We start from the raw sequence: 23,969 nt of genomic DNA, 5'->3' as shown, positions 1-23,969 counted from the left end.
TCCTTGATACGAAAGGTTATGATGAGGTTATTTGGGTGAAAATGTATAATAAATATTAATTATAAATAATAATTTGAAAACGACCAGATAGATGGAGGAACACCTTTGGCAATAAAAAAAATCGTTACGTACCCAGCAGAGGTACTTGAAAAAAAATGCAGAGAAGTTAACAAATTCGATAAGAAACTAGCAAAATTACTTAATGATATGTATGACACGATGATTGAACACGACGGGGTCGGTTTAGCTGCTCCACAAATTGGTATAGATGAAAGAATCGCTATCGTCGATATTGAGAACGAATTAGGAACGATTGAAATGATTAACCCAATCATACTAAAGACATCTGGAGAACAAACCGGACCAGAAGGGTGTTTAAGCTTCCCAGATCTTTTTGGTGAGGTGACAAGACCAAATTATGTGAAGATTGAGGCATACGATCGTAAAGGAAAAAAATACACCCTAGAAGCGGAGGAATTCCTGGCTAGAGCAATTCAACATGAAATTGATCATTTAGACGGGATATTATTCACTTCAAAAGTTAGTAGATATCTCGAAGAAGATGAGTTAAAAGGAGTAGAAAGTGAATGACGAAAATCGTTTTTATGGGTACGCCAGATTTTTCAGTCCCCGTGTTACAAAAAATAATTGATGACGGTTACGAGGTCATTGGAGTGGTTACCCAGCCAGACAGACCGGTAGGAAGAAAAAAGATCCTAACACCGCCGCCTGTAAAAGTTGCGGCAGTAAAGCACGGAATCCCAGTCTATCAGCCTGAAAAAATAAGTCAAAGGAATGAGCTGGAGAAAATCCTTTCTTTGAATCCAGATTTAATTATCACAGCTGCTTTTGGACAAATCTTGCCAAAGGCGATACTTGACGCTCCAGGCCACGGCTGCATAAATGTCCATGCCTCGCTTCTTCCAGAACTTCGCGGTGGTGCACCTATTCACTATGCCCTGATCCAAGGTAAGAAGAAGACAGGTATTACCATTATGTATATGGTAGAAAAGCTGGATGCAGGTGATATATTAACGCAGGTTGAGGTAGAGATTACGGAAGAAGATAATGTCGGAACTCTTCATAATAAACTAAGTGCAGCTGGCGCTGCTCTTTTGTCAGAAACACTTCCTATGCTGCTAGAAGGAAAGTTAACCCCTGTCCCTCAAAATAATGAGGAAGCAACGTTTGCATATAATATTAAAAGAGAGCAGGAAAAAATAGACTGGACCAAAACAGGTGAAGAAATCTATAATCATATTCGCGGCTTAAATCCATGGCCAGTTGCCTTTACAACCTTGGATAACCAAACTGTAAAAGTATGGAAATCTGAAAAGGTTACGGTTTTAAGAAATGAGCTCCCTGGGACGATTATAAAAAACGAATCCGATGGAATTACGGTATCAACAGGGAATGATACGGCTATTAAGATTAAAGAGCTGCAGCCAGCGGGTAAAACCAAAATGACCAGTGAAGAGTTTTACAGAGGTGCTGGTGCAAAAATCTTAGTAGGAACAAGACTAGGAGAATCAAATGACCAATAAAAGAAAAAATGTGCGGGAAGCCGCAATGGATTTACTCGAAGCAATTGAGAAGAACCAATCCTATAGTAACCTGCTTCTTAATAGTACAATTGAGAAAAACAAACTTTCTCCGATTGACACTGGGTTATTGACGGAATTAACCTACGGAACATTACAACGGAAGATGGCGTTAGACTACTTCCTTAAGCCGTTCATTAAAAATAGTAAAAAGACCGAAAGCTGGGTGCACCAGTTGTTACGGATTACCCTATATCAAATGGTTTACCTTGATAAAATTCCGGATAGGGCAGCAATTTATGAAGCAGTGGAAATTGCTAAAAAGCGTGGCCACAAGGGAATTGCAGGAATGGTAAATGGTGTATTAAGAAGTATACAGCGTGAGGGCTTGCCATCTTTGGATGAGGTAAGTGATCCTATTGAAAGACTTTCAATTGAAACTAGTCATCCAGAATGGCTCGTTAAGAGGTGGGCGAGCCAATTTGGATATGAAAGAACGAGAGAAATGTGTGAAATAAACTTAACGGCACCGTTACAAACGGCCAGAGTGAACCTTACAAAAACGACAGTGCGTGAATGTATTGAAGATCTTGACGAAGAAGGTTTCCAGATTGAAAAAAGTCCAATTATTCCTGAGGCTATTCGGGCACTAAAGGGGAATATTGCTCTCTCAAAAGCATATAAAAAAGGTTTGCTTACCATTCAAGACGAGAGTTCAATGCTGGTATCTTATGCCTTAAATGCCAATAAGAACGAAAGGATTCTCGATGCATGTGCAGCACCTGGCGGAAAAAGTACCCATATTGCTGAAAATATGGAGTTGACTGGAGTCGTTTATTCCCTAGATTTACATGAGCACAAAGTAAAATTAATAAATTCCAACGCAAGCCGTTTAGGTTTGGGGAATATAAAAACAATGGTAATGGATTCAAGAAAAGCAGGCGAACATCTGGAGAAAGAATCTTTTGACCGAGTTCTCCTTGATGCACCTTGCTCTGGACTCGGGGTTATGAGACGAAAGCCGGATATGAAATATACCAAAAAAGAGCAAGATATTTATCAATTAAGTACGATTCAACAAAATTTATTGGAAGCAGTATCCCATTTAGTAAAAAAAGGTGGAATTCTTGTCTACAGTACGTGTACAGTAGATAAAGACGAAAATGAAAATACAGTCAGTAAATTTTTACAAGAGCACCCGGAATTTGAGCTGGATGTTACGATGAAGGAAAGAATGCCTGAGGCAATCCAACCGCTTGTAACAGACGGATATTTGCAAATTTTTCCGCAGGATTTTGGCTCAGACGGTTTCTTTATCGCATGCTTAAGAAAGAAGGTGTAACAGTTGGAACAACTAAATACAACTGAGACGAACACAACATTGGAAACGAAGAAAACATCTATATATTCCCTGGAGCTTCAAGAACTCAAGGAGTGGCTGACAAATAATGATGAAAAGCCTTTCCGGGCGGAACAAATCTTTGATTGGCTATATAAAAAAAGAATAACTTCATTTGAAGATATGAATAATCTTTCAAAAAGCTTACGTGACAAACTATCCAAGAATTTTCAAATCACCACATTAAAAACGGTTATTAAACAATCTTCTTCTGACGGAACAATTAAGTTTCTATTCGAACTACATGATGGATACTCTATTGAAACTGTTTTAATGCGGCATGATTATGGCAACTCCGTTTGTGTTACTACGCAGGTGGGATGCAGGATTGGGTGTACCTTCTGTGCTTCCACACTTGGAGGGCTGAAGCGTCACTTAGAAGCAGGGGAGATTGTTGCACAGGTTGTAACGGTGCAGCAAGCTCTTGACGAAACAGATGAGCGTGTCAGCTCAGTAGTCATTATGGGAATAGGCGAACCATTTGACAATTATGATAATATGATGGCGTTTCTAAAAATTATCAATCATGATAAAGGATTGACGATCGGCGCACGCCATATAACCGTATCCACCAGCGGTATTGTTCCTAAAATTTATCAATTTGCCGATGAAAGTATGCAGATAAATTTTGCGATTTCACTACATGCTCCGAACACTGAATTAAGGTCCCGCTTAATGCCTATCAACAGGGCATATAAATTGGATGATTTAATGAAATCTGTCAGGTATTATATTGATAAGACGGGGCGTAGAATTAGCTTTGAATACGGACTATTTGGCGGTGTAAATGATTCTGTTGAACATGCGGAAGAGTTGGCCAGCTTGTTAAAGGGAATTAAATGCCATGTTAATCTAATCCCTGTTAATTATGTTCCAGAGAGGGATTATGTGCGTACTCCAAGGGACAAAATTTTTGCATTTGAAAAAACGCTTAAAAACCGTGGGATTAATGTTACGATTCGCAGGGAGCAAGGTCACGACATTGACGCAGCATGTGGACAACTTCGTGCAAAGGAGCGGAAAGAAGAGACGAGGTGAAAGGTTTGAAAGCAGTTTTCTTGACTGACCAAGGCAGGGTCAGGCAGCATAATGAAGATGCTGGAGGGATATTTGTAAACAAGGATGGTCACCGCTTAGCTGTTGTCGCAGATGGCATGGGCGGTCACCGTGCTGGTGATGTAGCCAGTGAGATGACCATTACTCAGTTGAAAAACGTATGGGAAGATTCAAGTGGCATTTCGACTGCGGGTGAAGCAGAGAGTTGGTTAAGAAACCAAATAACAGAGGTAAATAACCTTTTGTTTCATCATGCAATGAGCCATATTGAATGTGATGGTATGGGGACGACCATAGTGGCAGCCGTTAGTACCGACCGTTTTGTGAGTATTGCAAATATTGGTGACAGCCGTTGTTATTTACTAAATGAGTCTGGTTTTAAACAGGTAACCGAAGACCATTCATTAGTAAACGAGCTTGTACGGACTGGACAAATATCGCGGGAAGATGCTGAGCATCATCCAAGAAAAAATGTACTATTACGAGCGCTGGGAACAGAAAAAGCCGTAGAAATGGATATTAAAACGATTATTTTTGAAGAAGGGGACCTTCTATTATTATGTTCAGATGGTCTTTCAAATAAAGTCAATGAAAAAGAAATGAGCGCTATACTAACGAACGAAGATTCTTTAGAGCAAAAGGCAGCCACCCTTATCAGCCTTGCAAATGAAAATGGCGGCGAGGACAACATTACTCTTGCAATTGTGGAGTTTTTTGAATTTAGCGAGGGTGATGAATAATGTTGATAGGAAAACGCTTAAGCGGTCGTTATAAAATATTAGAAATGATTGGCGGAGGCGGTATGGCAAATGTGTACTTAGCCCACGACATGATTTTGGACCGTGATGTTGCCGTCAAAATGCTTCGCCTCGATTTTGCGAATGATGAAGAATTTATACGCAGGTTTCGTAGAGAAGCCCAATCTGCAACCAGTTTAGCTCACCCTAATATCGTAAACATCTATGATGTTGGTGAAGAGAATGATCTTTATTTTATTGTAATGGAATATGTTGAAGGTCAAACATTAAAACAATACATACAACAGCATTCACCCTTACAAGTTGAAAAAACAATTGAAATTATGAAGCAATTGACTTCAGCTATATCTCACGCTCATCAGAATCATATTATTCACAGAGACATTAAGCCTCAGAATATTCTTGTTGACCGTTTTAGTAATGTGAAAATTACTGATTTTGGTATCGCAATGGCATTAAGTGCAACAAGTATAACACAAACTAATTCTGTACTCGGCTCTGTCCATTATTTGTCACCAGAACAAGCACGTGGAGGCATGGCAAATAGTAAATCTGATGTCTATTCCTTAGGGATTGTTATGTTTGAACTATTAACGGGAAGACTTCCGTTTTCTGGTGAATCTGCTGTTTCAATTGCCCTGAAGCACTTGCAATCAGAAACTCCTTCAGTAAGAAGATGGAACCCTAATATTCCACAAAGTGTGGAAAACATTGTTTTAAAGGCAACCGCAAAGGATTCCTTTCATCGTTATAATAGTGTTGAAGAAATGGAATTGGATTTAAGGTCAGCGCTTGATGTGGATAGAATAAATGAACCAAAATTTGTTATTCCCGATGATGATGAGGCTACAAAAGCCATCCCGGTGATTACCAATGATCGTCCACTCCAAAATCTTGATGAAACATTAGTACATAATCAAACCAAAGGAAATGCTGCTGCCTCCCAAAAAGGAAATGACGAGAAAAAACGTAAAAAGTGGCCAGCTATTTTAATTACAACTTTCTTAGTACTTTCATTATTAGGTTTGTTTACTGTTACAGTATTACCTGACCTGCTTTCACCTAAGGATGTCATCATCCCAGATGTGAGCGGTTTGGAATTAGATGAGGCAGTTGCAAAAATAGAATCTGCCGGACTCTTGGTTGAGGAAGAAGTCGAAAGTACACATGATGAAATAGAAGAAGGCAAGGTCATAAGGACTAAGCCTGAAGAGGGCAGTACCGTTAAGGAGAATACCGGGATAACGGTATATTTCAGCATTGGAAAAGAAAAGTTAAAATTGCTTGATTATACCGGCCGCAATTATGATGATATCATCCGATTATTGGCTAACCAGAACTTTAAGGATATAGATATTACGGAAGTTTTTGATGATAGTGAGCCTGGTACCATTTTAAGTCAAAAACCTGGGAGCGGTGAAGAAGTTGTCCCTGAAGATACAGTATTAGAATTTGAGGTTAGTAAAGGTTTACAGAAAATTATCCTTAAGGACTTATCACAATCCAATTTAAAAGGTGCACAGGATTATGTCGAGTCTGTTGGTCTGACTCTTGATGTTTCAGAGGAAAAGTTTGATGATAACATTCCTGCAGGAAATATTATCTCTCAGATGCCTGCTCCATATACCGAAATGAAAAAGGGTGACAAGGTTTCGGTTGTTATTTCAAAAGGAAAAGAAGAGAAACCACCTAAACCGGTTACAGTTGACATAGAAATCCCGTACACAGGAACCGAGCCTAATGAAGAACAAGAGGTACGCATCTATATTCAAGATGCGGTGCATCAAAGTATGACTACACCAGTCCGTACTTTTCTCATCTCTAAAACAACCAGAGAGTCGTTTGAAGTCTTGGTCCCGTTTGAAGGTGAAGCTGGCTATCAAGTAGTAAGAGAGGATACTGTTGTTGAAAATAAGTCTGTACCTTATCCAAAGTAATGCTAAGAAATGGCAGGGAGTGTGGCTATGCCTGAAGGGAAAATTGTAAAAGCATTAAGTGGTTTTTATTATGTTTTACATGAAAAGGAACTGATCCAATGCCGAGGAAGAGGTGTATTTAGGAAAAACAAAATTACACCTCTTGTCGGTGATGAAGTGGTTTTTCAGGCCGAAAATGACCGTGAAGGGTATATTATGGAAGTAAAGGAACGAAAGAATGAACTTGTTCGACCGCCTATTGCAAATGTTGACCAAGCCATTCTAGTCTTTTCCGCAGTTGAACCGGATTTTAGTACGGTTCTTTTGGATAGGTTTCTTGTTCTCGTAGAATATAATCATATTAAGCCCCTCATATGTATTACAAAAATGGATTTAACGAATGACAACGAAAAACAAATCATTACAGAGTATGCTGATCATTATAGAAAGATTGGTTATGATGTATTATTAACATCATCAGAGACAGAAGCGGGTATTGAAGGATTAAGCCCGCATGTTGAGGATAAAATATCTGTTTTTGCCGGGCAATCAGGTGTCGGAAAATCCTCTCTGTTAAACGTATTACGGCCTGATCTGGACCTAAAAACGGATATTATTTCGTCGCATTTAGGAAGAGGCAAACACACTACGAGACATGTTGAATTAATTAGTATTGGAAATGGTCTCATCGCAGATACACCTGGATTTAGTTCTTTGGAATTCACAAATATCGAAGCTGAAGAGCTGACTTTTTGTTTCCCGGAAATAGCCAGGCAAAGCGAAAATTGTAAATTCAGAGCTTGTTTACATATTAGTGAGCCAAAATGCGCGGTAAAAGCAGCAGTAGAATCAGAGGAAATTACCCAATATCGTTATCAACATTATGTAGATTTCCTTCAAGAAATAAAAGATAGAAAGCCGAGGTATTAACTATGGTGAAAATTGCACCATCAATCCTTTCTGCAGATTTTGCTAAATTAGGGGAAGAAATAGTTGCTGTTGAAAGGGCAGGAGCTGACCTTATCCATGTTGATGTTATGGATGGTCATTTTGTTCCAAATATTACAATAGGACCATTAATTGTGGAAGCGATTCGTCCTGTTACACAACTTCCACTAGATGTCCATTTAATGATTGAAAACCCAGACCAATATATTGAGAATTTTGCTAAAGCAGGGGCGGATTACATTACAGTCCATGTTGAAGCATGCAGGCATCTGCATCGAACCATTCATCACATAAAATCCTTTGGAATTAAAGCAGGTGTAGTGTTAAATCCAGCTACCCCAGTAGACACCATTCAACATATACTTGCAGACATTGACATGGTTTTATTAATGTCAGTAAATCCAGGATTTGGCGGACAAACATTCATACCTGAAGTCCTTCCTAAAATTAGGAAAGTTAAAGAAATGGCTGAGACAATAGGTAAAGAAATTGAAATAGAAATAGATGGCGGAGTAAATTCAGAAACAGCTAAATTATGTATAGAAGCAGGGGCAACTGTTTTAGTTGCAGGATCAGCTATTTACAATCAAGAGGATTACGCTGCAGCAATAAGTTTAATAAGAGGGTAAATAGAAAAGTACAAAGCCGGCTTAAATGCTGGCTTTTTGTGTAGCAATAAGGGGGACTTTACATGATGATAAATATATTAGCAGGAGGTCCAGAAGAGCTTCTTCCTAACTTCAATGAATATACTGAAGAGAATGAAATTTGGGTTGGTGTTGATCGAGGAGTGTTTACGCTAATAGAAAAAAATATCAAACCAATAATAGCATTTGGGGATTTCGATTCCGTTTCTAGGAATGAAATTTTGGTTATCGAAGAACATGTTAAGGAAATGAAACGGTTTAGGCCAGAAAAAGATGAAACCGATATGGAGCTTGCTTTGAATTGGGCGATTGAACAAAAGCCTGCTCTAATCCGGATTTTTGGAGCAACTGGCGGGCGATTAGATCATCTCATGGCGAATGTCCAATTATTGATTAAACCTTTAATGAAAGATAATGACGTAGATATTTTTATTATTGATAATCAAAATATTTTATCATTAAAAGGTCCGGGATGTTATAAAATTAAAAAGAGGGCAGATAAAAAGTATGTTTCTTTTGTTCCATTAACCTTTAATGTAAAAGGTCTCACTCTGGAGGGCTTCAAATATCCATTAGAAAACCGTCATATCGCTATCGGCTCTACATTATGTATTAGTAATGAACTTATTAGTGATAGTGGTACTTTTTCATTTTCTGAAGGCATATTATTAGTGATAAGAAGCAATGATTAAACGCTAAATTTAGAGGTACTGATTTCGTCCGTGTGAATAAAATAGTAAGGGCGTACGAGAGAAGTTAGATGTGTGAGATGGTGAGGAGGGACATAAATGAAGTTTTATACAATTAAACTGCCAAAATTTTTAGGTGGACTTGTCCGAGCGATGATTGGTGCATTTAAAAAGAATGAATAGAAATAATGTCTAAGCACCTATTAAAAATGGGTGCTTTTTTATTTTTTGTAATTATGGGAAGGATAATAAGAAAGGGCACCCTGCAAAAGGATGCCCTGACATATTAAACGCGTTCTACTTTACCAGCTCTTAACGCTCTTGCAGAAACCCAAACACGCTTAGGCTTTCCATCAACAAGAATACGTACTTTTTGTAGGTTAGCACCCCATGTACGCTTATTAGCGTTCATAGCGTGAGAACGTGCGTTACCAGTTGTGGTTTTCTTTCCAGTTACAACACATTTACGTGGCATAATGATTCCCTCCTTAATACCCAAAGCTTTATACAGCATTTACGTTATTGTCTAAAGATACCTTAATAATTTATCACACAACAAGTTTGATTGCAATAGTGATTACGAAACCTTTCAAGAAAAATACCTTGACATGGAAAATTAGTATCTATGGAAGCCAGGAAGAAAAAAGTATCACTTTCAAATTTTTCTTGACTATAGTAAAATGTCTTTAGTCATGGTAGTGTCCAAAATATTTTTTATTAAAATCATAAAGCCGATTTTAACTTTGAAATAGTTATTTCGCGCATTAGAGTTTAGTATGCAACTCTTAATAAAGAGCCTAGTCAAGGAGCAATATCCAAAAAGGGGGAACGATTCATGTCCATCGAATTAAAAACTAAGTACGGACAAATTGATATTTCAAATGAAGTAATCGCCACCATCGCTGGAGGTGCCGCTATCGATTGTTATGGAATTGTCGGTATGGCTTCCAAGAGTCAAATAAAAGACGGTCTTACTGAAATATTAAGAAGAGAAAATTTTACTCGTGGAGTTATTGTTCGACAAGAGAATGAAGAAGTACATATTGATATGTATATAATCGTCAGCTATGGAACGAAAATCTCCGAGGTTGCCCATAACGTTCAATCAAAGGTGAAATACACACTTGATAAGACGGTTGGACTTGCCGTTGACTCGGTAAATATTTACGTTCAGGGAGTTCGTGTGACGAACCCTTAAGTTCGTTAAACGAACCATTCGTTCGTATGACGAACCATAGTAGAGGAGGAAAGTTTGTGTCAATAACAGCTTTAGATGGAAAACGTTTTGCAGAAATGGTGATTCAAGGTGCGAATCATTTAGGTGCCAATGCAAAAATGGTGGATGCGTTAAACGTTTTTCCTGTGCCCGATGGTGATACTGGAACAAATATGAACTTATCAATGACCTCAGGGGCAAAGGAAGTTAAAAATAATGTTCAAGAACATATTGGTAAGGTAGGGATTGCTCTTTCAAAGGGATTACTAATGGGGGCAAGAGGAAACTCAGGGGTTATTCTTTCTCAATTGTTTCGTGGATTTTCAAAAGCAATCGAATCAAAAGCTGCAATTTCCGGTAAAGACTTTGCCGCCGCTTTGGAGTCTGGTGTAGAAACTGCGTATAAAGCAGTTATGAAACCAGTTGAAGGAACGATCTTAACTGTAGCAAAGGATTCAGCAAAAAAGGGTGTCCTTGCTTCCCAAAAATCTGATAATATTATCGAGATTATGGAAGAAGTGTTAAATGAGGCTAAGGCTTCGCTTAAGCGTACACCTGATCTGCTGCCAGTTCTAAAAGAAGTTGGAGTCGTGGATAGCGGCGGACAGGGACTTGTTTTTGTTTATGAAGGATTTCTTGCTGAACTAAAAGGCGAGCAGCTTCCGGATTCGCCAGATGCATACCCTTCAATGGATGAGTTGGTTAGTGCTGAACATCATAAAAGCGTCCAAGGACATATAAATACAGAAGATATTGTATTTGGCTATTGTACTGAATTTATGGTGAAGTTTGAAGAGGCCAAGCTAAGGAAGCACCCTTTTGATGAGGAAGTTTATCGTAATGACCTAAGTGAGTTTGGTGACTCCTTGCTCGTTATTGCAGATGATGAGGTTGTGAAGGTGCATATCCATTCTGAACAACCAGGCGATTGCTTAAGCTACGGTCAGCGGTACGGAAGTTTAATCAATATTAAAATTGAAAACATGAGACAGCAGCATTCTAATATCGTTGGAGAAACCCACACACCTTTAGTTTCGGGTCGTCCGCATGTACCTAAAGAACAGCAAGAGTATGGGATTGTTACTGTTTCAATGGGCTCTGGGATTGCAGAATTATTTAAAAGCATCGGTGCGCATGCAGTCATTGAAGGCGGGCAAACCATGAACCCAAGTACAGAGGATATTGTAAAAGCCGTTAAAGAAGTAAATGCGAAAAAAGTGTTTATTCTTCCTAATAATAAGAATATTATTATGGCTGCACAACAAGCTGCGGATGTTTCGGATGAAGAAATTTATGTCATTCCTTCAAAAACTGTCCCTCAAGGTCTTTCTGCACTTTTAGCATTTAATCCAGCTGGAGATGTTAAAACAAATGAAGCGGCCATGTCCGACGCCATGCAACATGTAAAAACGGGTCAAATTACCTTTGCGGTACGTGATACACAAATTGATGGCTTGGAAATTGAGAAAGATGATTTTATGGGAATTGCTGAAAGCAAAATTGTAGTTAAAAACAAAGATAAGAGTAAGGTTGCCGAAGACTTGCTTTCTCAAATGCTCGATGATGATTCTGAAATTTTAACCATTATTTATGGTGAGGATGTTACGGATGAAGAGGTAAAAGCTCTGACGGAGTTTGTTGAAGAGAATTTCGAGGATGTTGAAGTTGAACTTCATAATGGAAAACAACCATTATATTCATTTATCTTTGCAATTGAATAAGTGATAAAATAGAAGGGGAAACCCTTCTATTTTTTTCTGTATTATAAATATAGATGGAGATTAAATAAAGATTGATTCGTCCTAGGGGGAGAAATCGGATGAAATATAGAAGCGTATTTGATATCATCGGTCCCGTAATGATTGGACCATCTAGTTCGCACACGGCTGGGGCTGCGAGAATAGGCAGAGTTGCTAGGAGTTTATTTGGCAGGGAACCAAAATGGGCAAATATTTCTTTATACGGGTCTTTTGCGAAGACGTATAAAGGACATGGTACGGATGTTGCCCTCGTTGGTGGTTTATTGGATTTTGAAACCGATGATGTAAGAATCATAAAAGCGATTGAAATAGCAAAGGAACGGGGGATTAAACTCCGTTTTATCGAAGAAGATGCGATTACAGACCACCCAAATACTGCTAGAGTTATCATTGGTGATGATAAAGGTGAATTAGAGTTAGTTGGAAATTCTATTGGCGGAGGCAAAATTGAAGTTATAGAGTTAAATGGTTTTGAATTGAAATTATCAGGTAACCATCCAGCCATATTGGTTGTCCATAATGATCGTTTTGGTACGATAGCAAGTGTATCTAATGTGTTAGCGAAATATGAGATTAATATTGGCCATATGGAAGTTTCAAGGAAAGAAATAGGAAAGCTTGCCCTCATGACCATAGAGGTTGACCAAAATATAGATGAAAAAGTCCTTCATGAATTGGAACAATTAGCAAACATATTAAAAGTTACCAAAATAGTTGATTAAATAGAAAAGTGGAAGCGCCTTGGTCAGCCCCGACAAGCACTGGAGGGCCTGTGGATGAAGTCACGCATTTCGACTTCATCTGCAGGACCGAAGTGACCTCGAGGGGCTAGGCGCTGGAACTGGACAATAACAACAAGGGGGAAGGCAATTGTTTCGTAATGTTGCAGAGTTAGTAGAGCTTGCAGTGAGTAAAAATAAAAAAATATCAGAAATTATGATTGAACAAGAAATGGACGTTACTGGCCGCTCTAGAGAAGAAGTGCTAGCCTTTATGGACCGTAATTTAACCGTTATGGAAGAAGCGGTTGAGCGCGGTATCAAAGGGGTAAGGTCCCATTCTGGGTTAACCGGCGGGGATGCGGTCCTTTTACAGAAATATATCGAAAAAGGGAATTTCTTATCAGGTAAAACTGTCCTTGACGCAGTGAGCAAAGCTGTAGCAACCAATGAAGTGAATGCGGCAATGGGAACGATATGTGCTACACCGACGGCAGGTTCTGCCGGGGTGGTGCCTGGCACTCTTTTTGCTGTGAAAAATAAACTCAACCCAACAAGAGAGCAAATGATTGCCTTTCTTTTTACGGCGGGTGCTTTCGGTTTTGTAGTGGCTAACAATGCTTCGATTTCTGGAGCAGCCGGCGGATGTCAAGCAGAGGTTGGATCTGCTTCTGGAATGGCAGCTGCAGCAATTGTCGAAATGGCGGGCGGATCACCAGAACAATGTGCAGAAGCAATGGCGATTACACTTAAAAATATGCTTGGCCTTGTTTGTGATCCTGTCGCAGGATTAGTAGAGGTACCGTGTGTTAAGCGAAATGCTATGGGTGCAGCAAATGCGATGGTAGCTGCAGATATGGCTTTAGCAGGTATTACAAGCAGAATTCCATGTGACGAAGTCATCGATGCGATGTATAAAATTGGGCAGTCGATGCCGACAGCATTAAAAGAAACAGCACAAGGAGGGTTAGCGGCAACTCCGACAGGTCGTGAACTCGAAGCGAAGATCTTCGGTATTCCGCGCGTATAAGTGAACGTAAATCTGAAACAATCCGTTACTGTATTAAAAGGTATTGGGGAAGAAACAGCTGAGTGTTTAGCAGAAATGAAAATATATACGGTCCAAGATTTATTAGAGTATTTTCCATACCGTTACGAAGATTACCGTCTCCGCGAACTCTCGGAAGTTAAGCATGAAGAGAAAATTACCGTAGAAGGGAAGGTTCATAGTGAGCCTTCTCTTACATATTTTGGCCGAAAGAAATCCAAGCTGATGTTCAGAATGTTCATTGGGCAATACCTTATTAAGGTTGTTTTTTTTAATCAGCCTTATTTAAAGAATAAAATCATTATGAATGAAACCATTACCGTAACAGGTAAATGGGATGCCCATCGACAAACCATTACGGCAAATGAAATGCAGAATGGTCAAAATGCTAAGGGTAAGGATTTTGAGCCTGTCTACTCCTTAAAAGGAAAAATTACAACCAAAGGCATGAGAAAATTTATTTCGATTGCTTTCCAACAATATGGAAAAGAAATTGAGGAAAGCCTGCCGCTGGCTCTGGTAAGTAAATATCGGTTACTAAACCGAAAGGATTCTTTATATGCCATGCACTTCCCTGTTAACCAGGATGACGTTAAGCAAGCTCGACGACGGTTAGTTTATGAGGAGTTTTTGTTATTTCAGTTGAAAATGCAAGCTCTACGAAAATTTGAACGGGAACATGCACCAGGAATAGAACAAAACTATATAGAAACGAAAGTAGAGAATTTCATTCAATCATTACCATTTCCATTAACGAATGCGCAGAGAAGAGTGGTTTCTGAGATATTGAGTGATCTCAAATCACCCCTCAGAATGAATCGTCTTTTGCAAGGAGATGTTGGCTCAGGGAAAACGGTTGTTGCTGCAATTGGTTTATATGCAAGTGTGACTGCTGGGTACCAAGGAGCTTTAATGGTGCCAACAGAAATTCTAGCAGAGCAGCATGCTGAATCACTCAAAGGACTTTTAGGAGACTTTGGACTTAGATGCGAACTGTTAACGAGTTCGATTAAAGGAAAGCGAAGAAAAGAAATCCTTCAAAATCTAGCTGACGGTAATGTGGATATATTAATTGGGACACATGCGCTGATCCAAGATGAGGTAACTTTTAAAAAACTAGGATTTGTCATAACGGATGAACAGCATCGGTTCGGTGTTGAACAACGGAGAGTATTACGGGAAAAGGGTGAAAACCCCGATGTTTTGTTTATGACAGCAACCCCTATTCCAAGAACGCTCGCCATAACTGTATTTGGAGAGATGGATGTATCAGTTATTGATGAAATGCCTGCAGGAAGAAAAGCGATTGAAACCTACTGGGCGAAGCCTGAAATGTTGGGACGAGTGCTGTCTTTTGTAGAAAAAGAACTGGTTAAGGGGCATCAGGCCTATGTAATTTGTCCGCTAATTGAAGAATCAGACAAGCTGGATGTTCAAAATGCAATTGATGTTCATACCACATTAACTCATCACTTTCAAAACCGCTATAAGGTTGGCCTCATGCATGGTCGATTAATCTCGGAAGAAAAAGATACAATCATGAAGGCTTTTAGTATAAATGAGGTACAAGTGTTAGTGTCAACGACAGTTGTGGAGGTAGGTGTCAATGTTCCGAATGCCACAATGATGGTCATTTATGATGCAGAAAGATTTGGCCTTTCCCAGCTCCATCAGCTCAGGGGGAGGGTAGGAAGAGGCAGTGACCAATCCTATTGTATCTTACTAGCCGACCCAAAATCTGAAGTAGGTCAGGAAAGAATGCGAATTATGACCGAAACTAATGATGGTTTTGTATTAAGTGAAAAGGACCTTGAATTAAGGGGCCCAGGAGATTTCTTTGGGAAAAAACAAAGCGGCGTCCCTGAATTTAAACTTGCGGATATGGTTCATGATTACCGTACACTTGAAACTGCTAGAAATGATGCGGCCTTAATGATCCAATCAAAATCCTTTTGGCAGGCACAAGAGTATGAATACTTAAGAAACCAACTTGATGATACAGGTGTATTAGAAGGGGAAAAACTCGATTAATCATTAAAATCATTGGAGGCAGATTGCAAGAATAAAAACTTATTCTTGCAATCTGCTTTTTCTAATTTTATACTACTATTAGTACCTAGTCATAAGATCTCGGACGGTGTGTGATATGAGAAGAACGAAAAAAGACAGACAGCAACTGTTAAAAGAGACAATTAAAGAAAATCCATTTATTACGGATGAAGACCTTTCAGAAAAATTTCAAGTTAGTGTGCAAACCATTCGCCTAGATCGTTTGGAGTTATCCATTCCCGAACTACGGGAAAGGATTAAATATGTTGCAGAGAAGAAATTCGAAGACGAGGTTCGGTCCTTACCACTAGAAGAAGTAATTGGAGAAATCATTGATATTGATTTAGATCAGAGTGCCATTTCAATTTTTGATGTAAGAGAAGAGCATGTTTTTATCCGGAACAAGATAGCTCGTGGCCACCATGTTTTTGCACAGGCAAATTCGCTGGCAGTAGCGGTAATAAATGATGAATTGGCGTTAACAGCAAAAGCGAATATACAATTTAAGCGCTCAGTAAAACAGGGTGAGCGTGTGATTGCCAAAGCTAAGGTTGTTAAAATAGATGATGGTATTGGCAGGACGATTGTTGAAGTAACAAGTTATGTTAATAACGAACTTGTATTTAAAGGCGAATTCGAAATGTACCGTTCAGAAAAATCATTAAAGGATGAGAAATTATGAAGTTAGCAATCGATGCAATGGGGGGCGACCATGCTCCTAAAGAAATCGTTATCGGTGCAATGAGAGCGGTGGAAGCTTTTCCAGATATACATATAACTTTAGTCGGTGATGAATCCAAAATTAAAGAATACTTAGTAAAAGAGGATCGAATCAACATTTTACATACAACCGAGGTAATCCTTGGTACTGACGAACCTGTCAGGGCTGTTCGCAGGAAAAAAACTGCCTCCATGGTGCTGGCGGCACAGCAAGTAGCTGATGGCCTTGCAGACGCATGTATATCAGCAGGAAATACTGGTGCTTTAATGGCTGCCGGATTGTTTGTTGTTGGCAGGATTGAGGGAATAGACCGCCCTGCACTTTCACCAACTTTACCTACTATTGGAGGGGAAGGGTTTCTTCTATTAGACGTAGGGGCAAATGTGGATGCAAAGGCAGAACATTTATTGCAGTATGCGATCATGGGCTCGATTTATAGTGAGAAAGTTAGAGGAACGGGAAAACCACGAGTGGGTTTATTAAATATTGGTACAGAAGAGAAAAAGGGAAATGACCTGACGAAGCAGGCATTTGAGCTTTTAAAAAATGCCAATCTTAATTTTGTTGGGAACATTGAAGCTAGAGACTTGCTTACCGGTGTCGCGGATGTAGTTGTTACCGATGGGTTTACTGGAAATATGGTGTTAAAAACCGTAGAAGGAACTGCCCTATCTATGTTTAAAATGCTAAAAAGCACCTTGATGAGCAGTTTGAAAAGCAAATTAGCTGCAGCAGTTTTAAAGCCTGAATTCACGACTTTAAAAAATACATTGGATTACTCAGAATATGGTGGAGCAGGTTTATTTGGATTAAAGGCTCCGGTTATTAAGGCTCATGGATCATCAAATGGCCAGGCCATCTTTAGTTCGATTCGTCAAACCAGAGAAATGGTCGAAAAGGATGTAGTAGGACTAATTAAAAAGACGATGGAAGAAGTAAATATTTCAAAAATAGAAGTATAGGAAGGAGTGCCAAAATGGGAAAGATTGCATTCGTATTTCCAGGGCAGGGCTCACAAAGTGTTGGAATGGGAAAACAGCTAGCTGACCAATATCCTGAAGTTATGGCATATTTCAACAAGGCGGATGAAACCCTTTCATCTAAATTAAGCAGACTTATATTCGAGGGACCTCAAGAGGAATTGACAAAGACTGTTAATACTCAGCCAGCATTATTAACAACGAGTATTGCCATACTAGAACGATTTCAAAAATCAGCTATAAAGCCTGATTTTGTTGCAGGGCACAGTCTTGGTGAATATACTGCACTTGTTGCTGCTGGTGCTCTCACTTTTGAAGAGGGTGTCTTTGCTGTTAGAAAAAGGGGAGAATTTATGGAAAGTGCAGTTCCAAATGGCGAAGGTTCAATGGCCGCGATTCTAGGACTTGACCGTGAACCTCTTTCTAAAGTAACCGCTGAAGTTAGCGAGACTGGTTTTCCAGTATCGTTAGCAAATTTGAATAGCCCTGGACAAATTGTTATTTCCGGAACGCGTAAAGGCGTAGAACTTGCCGGGGAAAAGGCAAAGGAAGCAGGAGCAAAAAGAGCAATTCCTTTAGAAGTCAGCGGTCCATTTCATTCTTCATTAATGAAGCCTGCTGCAGGACAATTACGTGAGGTTTTAGATGAACTGGACATGAAGGATGCCCTTATTCCTGTCATTGCCAATGTATCCGCTAAACCAATGACTTTAGCACATGAAATAAAAGAAAATTTAATTGAACAGCTTTATTCACCTGTATTGTGGGAAGATTCAGTTGTGAAAATGATTGATTTAGGTGTTGATACATTTATTGAGATTGGTCCTGGTAAGGTACTCTCAGGATTGATTAAAAAAATCAATCGTAATGCTAAAATATATTCGATTTCAGATGAAGAAAGCTGTCAATCTGTTATCGAGGCATTGAAGGAGGGAAATCTATGAGTTTAAAGGGAAAGATTGCATTAGTTACCGGTGCGTCAAGAGGGATTGGCAGAGAGATTGCCCTCGAGCTTGCCAGACAAGGGGCGAATGTCGCAGTCAATTATGCCGGCAATGAAGAAAAAGCAAATGCAGTAGTGGATGAAATTAAAGCTATTGGTACGGAGGCATTTGTGATAAAGTGTGATGTATCCAATACAGAAGAAGTTACTGCTATGGTGAAAGAAACGGTAGATCGCTTTGGAAAGTTGGATATACTTGTAAATAACGCTGGGATTACGAAAGATAATTTATTAATGAGAATGAAGGAAGATGAATGGGATGATGTGATTAACATTAATCTCAAAGGTGTTTTCCTATGTACCAAAGCTGTAACTCGTCAAATGATGAAGCAGCGTGTAGGGCGGATCATTAATATTACATCTGTAGTTGGTGTTAGCGGGAATCCTGGACAAGCCAACTATGTGTCAGCAAAGGCTGGCGTCATTGGTTTGACGAAAACAACAGCGAAGGAACTTGCTTCTCGAAGTATTACGGTAAATGCCATTGCTCCAGGGTTTATCACCACCGATATGACAGATAAATTGTCTGAAGAAGTCACTGCGGAAATGTTAAAACAAATTCCATTAGCTCGTTTAGGCGAACCTAAGGACATTGCTAAGATGACTGCATTTCTTGCTTCAGATGACGCATCTTATATTACAGGACAAACGATTCATGTAAACGGCGGTATGGTAATGTAGAATAATTTTTAAATACATTTATTATTTTACTGAAATACTCTATAATAGCTTGAGGGGAGGTGAACTAGAATGGCAGAGGTATTAGAACGTGTAACAAAAATCATCGTTGACCGTTTAGGTGTAGATGAGTCACAAGTTAAGCTTGAGGCTTCATTCAAAGATGATCTTGGTGCTGATTCCCTTGACGTAGTTGAACTAGTTATGGAATTAGAAGATGAGTTTGATATGGAAATTTCTGACGATGATGCTGAAAAAATCGGCACAGTTGGTGATGCTGTTAATTACATAAATAGCAAAAAGTAATTCGTTAGATTTCTTGGAAAGCTCCGTTTTCAAACGGAGCTTCTTTCTGTATTATAGAACTTGGTAGTTTTAATAATCTGCCAAGTTTCTTTGCGTTTTGTTCGTAGTTTACTTAAACTATTGATAGGTATGTGTAAAAAATATGCAAGGTGGAGACTTTAATGCGCAGAAAAGGGAAAGAAAAAGAAATGAACAATCGCGCAAAAGAAAATCAATTTAAAGATTTTCAAACGAAGATCGGTATTCATTTTGAAAATGAAAAATTACTTAAACAAGCTTTTACTCATTCATCCTATGTGAATGAGCATCGCAGAAAGCCTTATGAAGATAATGAAAGGCTTGAATTTTTAGGGGATGCAGTTCTAGAACTCACGGTTTCAAAATTCTTGTTTCTGAAATATCCATTGATGAGTGAAGGAGAACTGACGAAGCTGCGAGCAGCAATCGTGTGTGAGCCATCACTTGTAATCTTGGCAAACGAACTTTCCTTTGGACAATTAATTTTGTTAGGAAAAGGAGAAGAAATGACTGGGGGCAGGGAGCGGCCAGCATTGCTGGCGGATGTATTTGAAGCATTTATTGGTGCGCTTTACTTGGATAAGGGACTAGAGGCCGTAATTGAATTTCTAGATAAAGTAGTATTTCCTAAAATTAATGAAGGTGCTTTTTCTCATGTGATGGATTTTAAGAGCCAACTTCAAGAATTAATCCAGAGAGATGGGACAGGCGTGATTGAATATAAGGTGCTTATTGAAAAAGGTCCTGCCCATAGCAAAGAATTTGTTTCAAGAGTTTCATTAAATAGTGAAGAATTAGGTATCGGTACAGGAAAATCAAAAAAAGAAGCAGAACAGCATGCCGCCCAAATGGCATTGGAGGTATTAAAAGCAAAACATCATAGTTAAACAACAATAGAATGCTAAGGAAAGACTCCGGCCAAGCTCTAGGGAGGAAAAAATATGTTTTTAAAACGGTTGGATATCATTGGCTTTAAATCTTTTGCCGATCGTATTGGGGTGGATTTTGTTAAAGGAGTCACTGCTGTAGTTGGTCCAAACGGAAGTGGGAAAAGTAATATAACAGATGCGATTCGCTGGGTTTTAGGGGAGCAATCTGCTAAATCACTTAGAGGCTCTAAAATGGAAGACATCATTTTTGCGGGGAGCGATACAAGAAAGCCCTTAAATTATGCAGAAGTAACCTTAACACTTGATAATCAAGATGAAGGGTTATCGATAGATTACAATGAAGTAAGTGTGACGAGAAGGGTAACGCGGTCTGGGGATAGTGAGTTTTTAATTAATAAACAACCCTGCAGGCTTAAAGATATTATTGATTTGTTTATGGACTCAGGTCTTGGCAGGGAAGCGTTCTCCATTATCAGTCAGGGGAAAGTAGAAGAAATTCTAAACAGTAAGGCTGAGGATCGAAGAACGATCTTTGAAGAAGCAGCAGGGGTTTTAAAATATAAAAATCGCAAGAAAAAAGCAGAAGTGAAACTAGTAGAAACACAGGATAATTTAAATCGAGTCAATGATATTTTACATGAACTTGAAGGTCAAGTTGAACCGTTGATGATACAGGCTTCCATTGCAAAAGATTATTTAGAGAAAAAAGAGGAACTCGAAAACTTTGAAGTAGCATTAACGGTATACGATATTGAAGATTTACATCAAAAGTGGACACTTCTTTCACAGCAGCTTGCAGAACACCAACAGGAAGAAATTAAGCTTGCAGCGGGGATGCAGCTAAAGGAAGCAAAAATAGAAGAAACAAGGGATAACATTGCTGCCCTTGATGATTCAATTACGGATTTGCAAAATGTACTCCTACATGCCAGTGAAGAATTAGAAAAGTTAGAAGGCCGTAAAGAAGTTTTAAAGGAACGAAAGAAAAACGCAGCTCAAAATAGGGATCAGCTCGAAAAGAGTATCGGTGAACTTAGTGAAAAAATCACCCAATTAAAAAATAATCGTGACATACAGTCTGACCTAGTAATTAAACTCACGGAACAAGTAAATGACCTCAAAAATCAATTAAAGGAAAAGCAAGAAAGACTAGCGTTATTCACAGAAAACATGGATGAAAAAATTGAATCCTTAAAAAGTGAATATATTGAAAGGTTAAATGATCAGGCTGGAGCAAAAAATGAGCTTAAATATATTGATCAGCAGCTTGAGCAACAGGAAACAAAGAGCTCCCGCCTCGATGCTGAAAATGTAAAATTCATTGAGGAAAGACAAATAGCTCAAAAAAAGATGTTGCACGTTAAAGCTGCATTGGAGGAAGTTCAAAGGACTCTTTCCGATCAAGTTGCCAGTTTCAGAGAGAAACAACGAAAGCTTGAAAATACAAAAAATAATTATCAGAAGCAAGAAAAAACGTTATACCAGGCTTATCAAATTCTGCAGCAGGCCAAGTCAAGAAAAGAAATGCTTGAGGAAATGGAAGAGGATTATTCTGGATTTTTTCAAGGGGTAAAAGAGGTATTAAAAGCCCGAGGGAAAAAGCTTCAGGGTATTGAGGGAGCTGTCGCTGAGCTTGTTACGGTACCGAAAGAATATGAGACAGCGCTAGAAACTGCGTTAGGCGGTGCCTTACAGCATATTGTTGTTGATACAGAGCAACATGCCAGAATGGCCATCCAATACTTAAAACAACATTCATTCGGACGGGCGACCTTTTTACCATTAAGCGTAGTTAAAGGCAGAGTATTGTCCTCGTCACAATTATCATCCATTCAAAATCACCCTTCATTGGTTGGAACTGCCGTTGATTTGGTTTCTTTCAATTCAAAATATGCAGATGTTATCAGCAGCCTTCTGGGGAATGTTGTCATAACAAAAGATTTAAAGGGTGCTAATGAATTGGCCAAGATTCTTCAGTATCGCTGCCGGCTGGTAACTATAGATGGAGATATTGTTAATCCTGGCGGCTCGATGACGGGCGGCGCTCAGAAGCAAAAGACAAGCTCTTTATTAACAAGAAAAGGCGAGCTTGAAGAGTTGAGAGATAAGCTGGTAGTGATGAGCGAAAAAACATCGAATTTAGAGAAGGTTGTAAAGTCATTAAAGGAAGATGTTAAAACACATGAACAAGAGCTAGAAGCAATGCGTGAGTCTGGGGAAGAATTTCGTCAACAGGAACAAACCTTAAAAGGTGACCTCCGTGAAGCAGAGTTCCAGGCAAATAATATTAATGACCGCCTGAAACTGTATGACCTTGAAAAAGGTCAATCTAATGAGGAACAGAAAACCTTAACAAACCGTAAAAATGAACTTATTGAAGCGATGGCAAATTTTAAGGATAAGATTGCAGCGCTTGATGATGAAATTACCAGATTAACTCAACAAAAAACGAATGATCTCTCATCGAAAGAAACGTTAACCAAGGAAATAACGGATCTAAAGGTAGAGTTTGCGGCAAAAAATGAGCAATTTGTAAACTCAAAAGAACGTCTCTCTTTAATCGCTGCAGAATTAAATGAAAGTGAAGAGAGGTTCGCACTTTATAGCGAGGACTTAATGCTGCTAACTTCTGAAATGGAGGGGAGTACTTCAGGTGAAGAGCAATTAGAAGAGTTAGCTAGACAAAAACAAAGTGACAAGGAAGAAACCTTAGCGCTCATATCGTCTAGGCGGCAGGAGCGACTTAACTTACATGCTGTCCTAGAAGATGCTGAAATTGAAGCAAAGGAAATAAAAAGGCTTCATAAGGGAATGGTTGAGGTACTTAAAGATGAAGAGGTAAAAACGAACCGCTTAGATGTAGAACTTGAAAATAAACTCGCGCATTTAAGAGAGGAATATTTACTATCCTTTGATGGAGCAAAAGAACAATACCCACTAACTTTGCCAGTGGAAGAGGCTAGAAAAAAGGTGAAGTTAATAAAACTGGCCATCGAAGAACTAGGCAGTGTTAATATAGGCGCAATTGAAGAATACGAGAGAGTCTCTGAACGTTATGAGTTTTTGAACGAACAAAAAGATGACCTAAAAGAGGCGAAGGATACCCTCTATCAGGTTATTGACGAAATGGATACAGAAATGAAAAAACGTTTCGAGTGGACATTTAATGGAATTCGTGAACACTTTGAACCTGTATTTCGAGCTTTATTTGGCGGTGGGAGAGCAGATTTAAAACTAACTCATCCTGAGGATTTACTAAATACCGGAGTAGAAATTGTTGCCCAGCCACCTGGAAAGAAACTACAAAATTTAGGATTATTATCGGGTGGGGAAAGGGCATTAACGGCAATCGCTCTTCTATTTTCAATTTTAAAAGTTCGCCCTGTTCCATTTTGCATTCTAGATGAGGTTGAAGCTGCATTAGATGAAGCAAACGTTTTTCGCTTTAGCCAATATTTAAAGAGTTTTAGTACAGAAACGCAGTTTATTGTGATCACGCACAGAAAAGGTACGATGGAAGAAGCAGATGTTCTATATGGTGTGACTATGCAGGAATCTGGTGTCTCTAAGCTTGTTTCTGTACGTCTCGAGGATACAAAGGAGCTTGTTGAAACTTAAGCATAGGAA

23 protein-coding genes are annotated in these 23,969 nt (G+C 39.0%); 22 read left to right on the top strand and 1 reads right to left on the bottom strand.

What is annotated here, in order from left to right:
* Window positions 1-105 precede the first annotated feature (105 nt).
* The 10 genes from def to spoVM all read left to right on the top strand — a co-directional run bounded on the left by def (window position 106) and on the right by spoVM (window position 9,137).
* Window positions 106-591 (top strand): peptide deformylase, encoded by a 486-nt coding sequence (gene def / locus V7108_RS04995; protein WP_335513544.1) that lies wholly within the window; start codon window positions 106-108, stop codon window positions 589-591.
* Window positions 588-1,544, top strand: a complete 957-nt coding sequence (gene fmt / locus V7108_RS04990; protein WP_335567477.1) for a methionyl-tRNA formyltransferase — start codon at window positions 588-590, stop codon at window positions 1,542-1,544. The genes def and fmt overlap by 4 nt, the downstream gene beginning before the upstream one ends.
* Window positions 1,534-2,883 (top strand): 16S rRNA (cytosine(967)-C(5))-methyltransferase RsmB, encoded by a 1,350-nt coding sequence (gene rsmB / locus V7108_RS04985; RefSeq protein WP_335513540.1) that lies wholly within the window; start codon window positions 1,534-1,536, stop codon window positions 2,881-2,883. The genes fmt and rsmB overlap by 11 nt, the downstream gene beginning before the upstream one ends.
* A gap of 3 nt (window positions 2,884-2,886) precedes the next feature.
* Window positions 2,887-3,978, top strand: a complete 1,092-nt coding sequence (gene rlmN / locus V7108_RS04980; protein WP_335513538.1) for a 23S rRNA (adenine(2503)-C(2))-methyltransferase RlmN — start codon at window positions 2,887-2,889, stop codon at window positions 3,976-3,978.
* A gap of 5 nt (window positions 3,979-3,983) precedes the next feature.
* A complete protein-coding gene (locus V7108_RS04975; protein ID WP_335567476.1) occupies window positions 3,984-4,736 on the top strand; it encodes a Stp1/IreP family PP2C-type Ser/Thr phosphatase in 753 nt (250 codons plus the stop codon).
* On the top strand, window positions 4,736-6,691 hold the full coding sequence (gene pknB / locus V7108_RS04970; RefSeq protein WP_335567475.1) for a Stk1 family PASTA domain-containing Ser/Thr kinase: 1,956 nt from the start codon (window positions 4,736-4,738) through the stop codon (window positions 6,689-6,691). The genes V7108_RS04975 and pknB overlap by 1 nt, the downstream gene beginning before the upstream one ends.
* A 27-nt stretch (window positions 6,692-6,718) precedes the next feature.
* Complete coding sequence (gene rsgA / locus V7108_RS04965; protein ID WP_335567474.1) at window positions 6,719-7,600, top strand: ribosome small subunit-dependent GTPase A; 882 nt, start codon at window positions 6,719-6,721, stop codon at window positions 7,598-7,600.
* A gap of 2 nt (window positions 7,601-7,602) precedes the next feature.
* On the top strand, window positions 7,603-8,247 hold the full coding sequence (rpe, locus tag V7108_RS04960) for a ribulose-phosphate 3-epimerase (RefSeq protein ID WP_335513530.1): 645 nt from the start codon (window positions 7,603-7,605) through the stop codon (window positions 8,245-8,247).
* A 62-nt stretch (window positions 8,248-8,309) separates the two neighbouring features.
* Window positions 8,310-8,957, top strand: a complete 648-nt coding sequence (locus V7108_RS04955) for a thiamine diphosphokinase (protein ID WP_335513527.1) — start codon at window positions 8,310-8,312, stop codon at window positions 8,955-8,957.
* 96 nt (window positions 8,958-9,053) lie between these two features.
* Complete coding sequence (gene spoVM, locus V7108_RS04950; RefSeq protein ID WP_035445740.1) at window positions 9,054-9,137, top strand: stage V sporulation protein SpoVM; 84 nt, start codon at window positions 9,054-9,056, stop codon at window positions 9,135-9,137.
* Window positions 9,138-9,240: 103 nt separating this feature from the next.
* Here spoVM and rpmB read toward each other — a convergent pair whose 3' ends face one another.
* Window positions 9,241-9,429 carry a 50S ribosomal protein L28 gene (rpmB, locus tag V7108_RS04945; RefSeq protein WP_149869555.1) on the bottom strand — a complete coding sequence of 63 codons (189 nt, stop codon included), beginning with the start codon at window positions 9,427-9,429 and terminating at the stop codon, window positions 9,241-9,243.
* 360 nt (window positions 9,430-9,789) lie between these two features.
* Between rpmB and V7108_RS04940 the strand changes: the two genes are divergently transcribed.
* The 12 genes from V7108_RS04940 to smc all read left to right on the top strand — a co-directional run bounded on the left by V7108_RS04940 (window position 9,790) and on the right by smc (window position 23,960).
* Window positions 9,790-10,152, top strand: coding sequence for an Asp23/Gls24 family envelope stress response protein (locus tag V7108_RS04940; RefSeq protein ID WP_179160882.1), 363 nt, complete (start codon window positions 9,790-9,792; stop codon window positions 10,150-10,152).
* Window positions 10,153-10,208: 56 nt separating this feature from the next.
* Window positions 10,209-11,891, top strand: coding sequence for a DAK2 domain-containing protein (locus V7108_RS04935; RefSeq protein ID WP_335513523.1), 1,683 nt, complete (start codon window positions 10,209-10,211; stop codon window positions 11,889-11,891).
* 98 nt (window positions 11,892-11,989) lie between these two features.
* Window positions 11,990-12,652 carry an L-serine ammonia-lyase, iron-sulfur-dependent subunit beta gene (gene sdaAB / locus V7108_RS04930; protein WP_335567473.1) on the top strand — a complete coding sequence of 221 codons (663 nt, stop codon included), beginning with the start codon at window positions 11,990-11,992 and terminating at the stop codon, window positions 12,650-12,652.
* A 148-nt stretch (window positions 12,653-12,800) separates the two neighbouring features.
* On the top strand, window positions 12,801-13,679 hold the full coding sequence (gene sdaAA / locus V7108_RS04925) for an L-serine ammonia-lyase, iron-sulfur-dependent, subunit alpha (RefSeq protein ID WP_335513519.1): 879 nt from the start codon (window positions 12,801-12,803) through the stop codon (window positions 13,677-13,679).
* Window positions 13,680-15,728 carry an ATP-dependent DNA helicase RecG gene (gene recG / locus V7108_RS04920; protein ID WP_335513517.1) on the top strand — a complete coding sequence of 683 codons (2,049 nt, stop codon included), beginning with the start codon at window positions 13,680-13,682 and terminating at the stop codon, window positions 15,726-15,728.
* A 115-nt stretch (window positions 15,729-15,843) separates the two neighbouring features.
* Window positions 15,844-16,428, top strand: coding sequence for a transcription factor FapR (fapR, locus tag V7108_RS04915; RefSeq protein ID WP_335513515.1), 585 nt, complete (start codon window positions 15,844-15,846; stop codon window positions 16,426-16,428).
* Window positions 16,425-17,429: a phosphate acyltransferase PlsX gene (gene plsX / locus V7108_RS04910; RefSeq protein ID WP_335567472.1), complete on the top strand. Its 1,005-nt coding sequence runs from the start codon at window positions 16,425-16,427 to the stop codon at window positions 17,427-17,429. The genes fapR and plsX overlap by 4 nt, the downstream gene beginning before the upstream one ends.
* A gap of 14 nt (window positions 17,430-17,443) precedes the next feature.
* The gene (gene fabD / locus V7108_RS04905; RefSeq protein WP_335567471.1) at window positions 17,444-18,391 is read left to right on the top strand and encodes an ACP S-malonyltransferase; all 948 of its coding nucleotides are present in this window, start codon (window positions 17,444-17,446) and stop codon (window positions 18,389-18,391) included.
* A complete protein-coding gene (gene fabG, locus V7108_RS04900) occupies window positions 18,388-19,131 on the top strand; it encodes a 3-oxoacyl-[acyl-carrier-protein] reductase (protein WP_335567470.1) in 744 nt (247 codons plus the stop codon). The genes fabD and fabG overlap by 4 nt, the downstream gene beginning before the upstream one ends.
* Before the next feature lie 69 nt (window positions 19,132-19,200).
* Window positions 19,201-19,434, top strand: coding sequence for an acyl carrier protein (gene acpP, locus V7108_RS04895; RefSeq protein ID WP_335513506.1), 234 nt, complete (start codon window positions 19,201-19,203; stop codon window positions 19,432-19,434).
* A gap of 161 nt (window positions 19,435-19,595) precedes the next feature.
* A complete protein-coding gene (gene rnc / locus V7108_RS04890; protein WP_335567469.1) occupies window positions 19,596-20,339 on the top strand; it encodes a ribonuclease III in 744 nt (247 codons plus the stop codon).
* 54 nt (window positions 20,340-20,393) lie between these two features.
* The gene (smc, locus tag V7108_RS04885; RefSeq protein ID WP_335567468.1) at window positions 20,394-23,960 is read left to right on the top strand and encodes a chromosome segregation protein SMC; all 3,567 of its coding nucleotides are present in this window, start codon (window positions 20,394-20,396) and stop codon (window positions 23,958-23,960) included.
* Window positions 23,961-23,969: the final 9 nt, after the last annotated feature.

Source organism: Neobacillus vireti, assembly GCF_036962345.1.
Lineage (GTDB): Bacteria > Bacillota > Bacilli > Bacillales > Cytobacillaceae > Neobacillus > Neobacillus vireti_A.
This window is presented reverse-complemented; position numbering and strand designations above follow the sequence as displayed.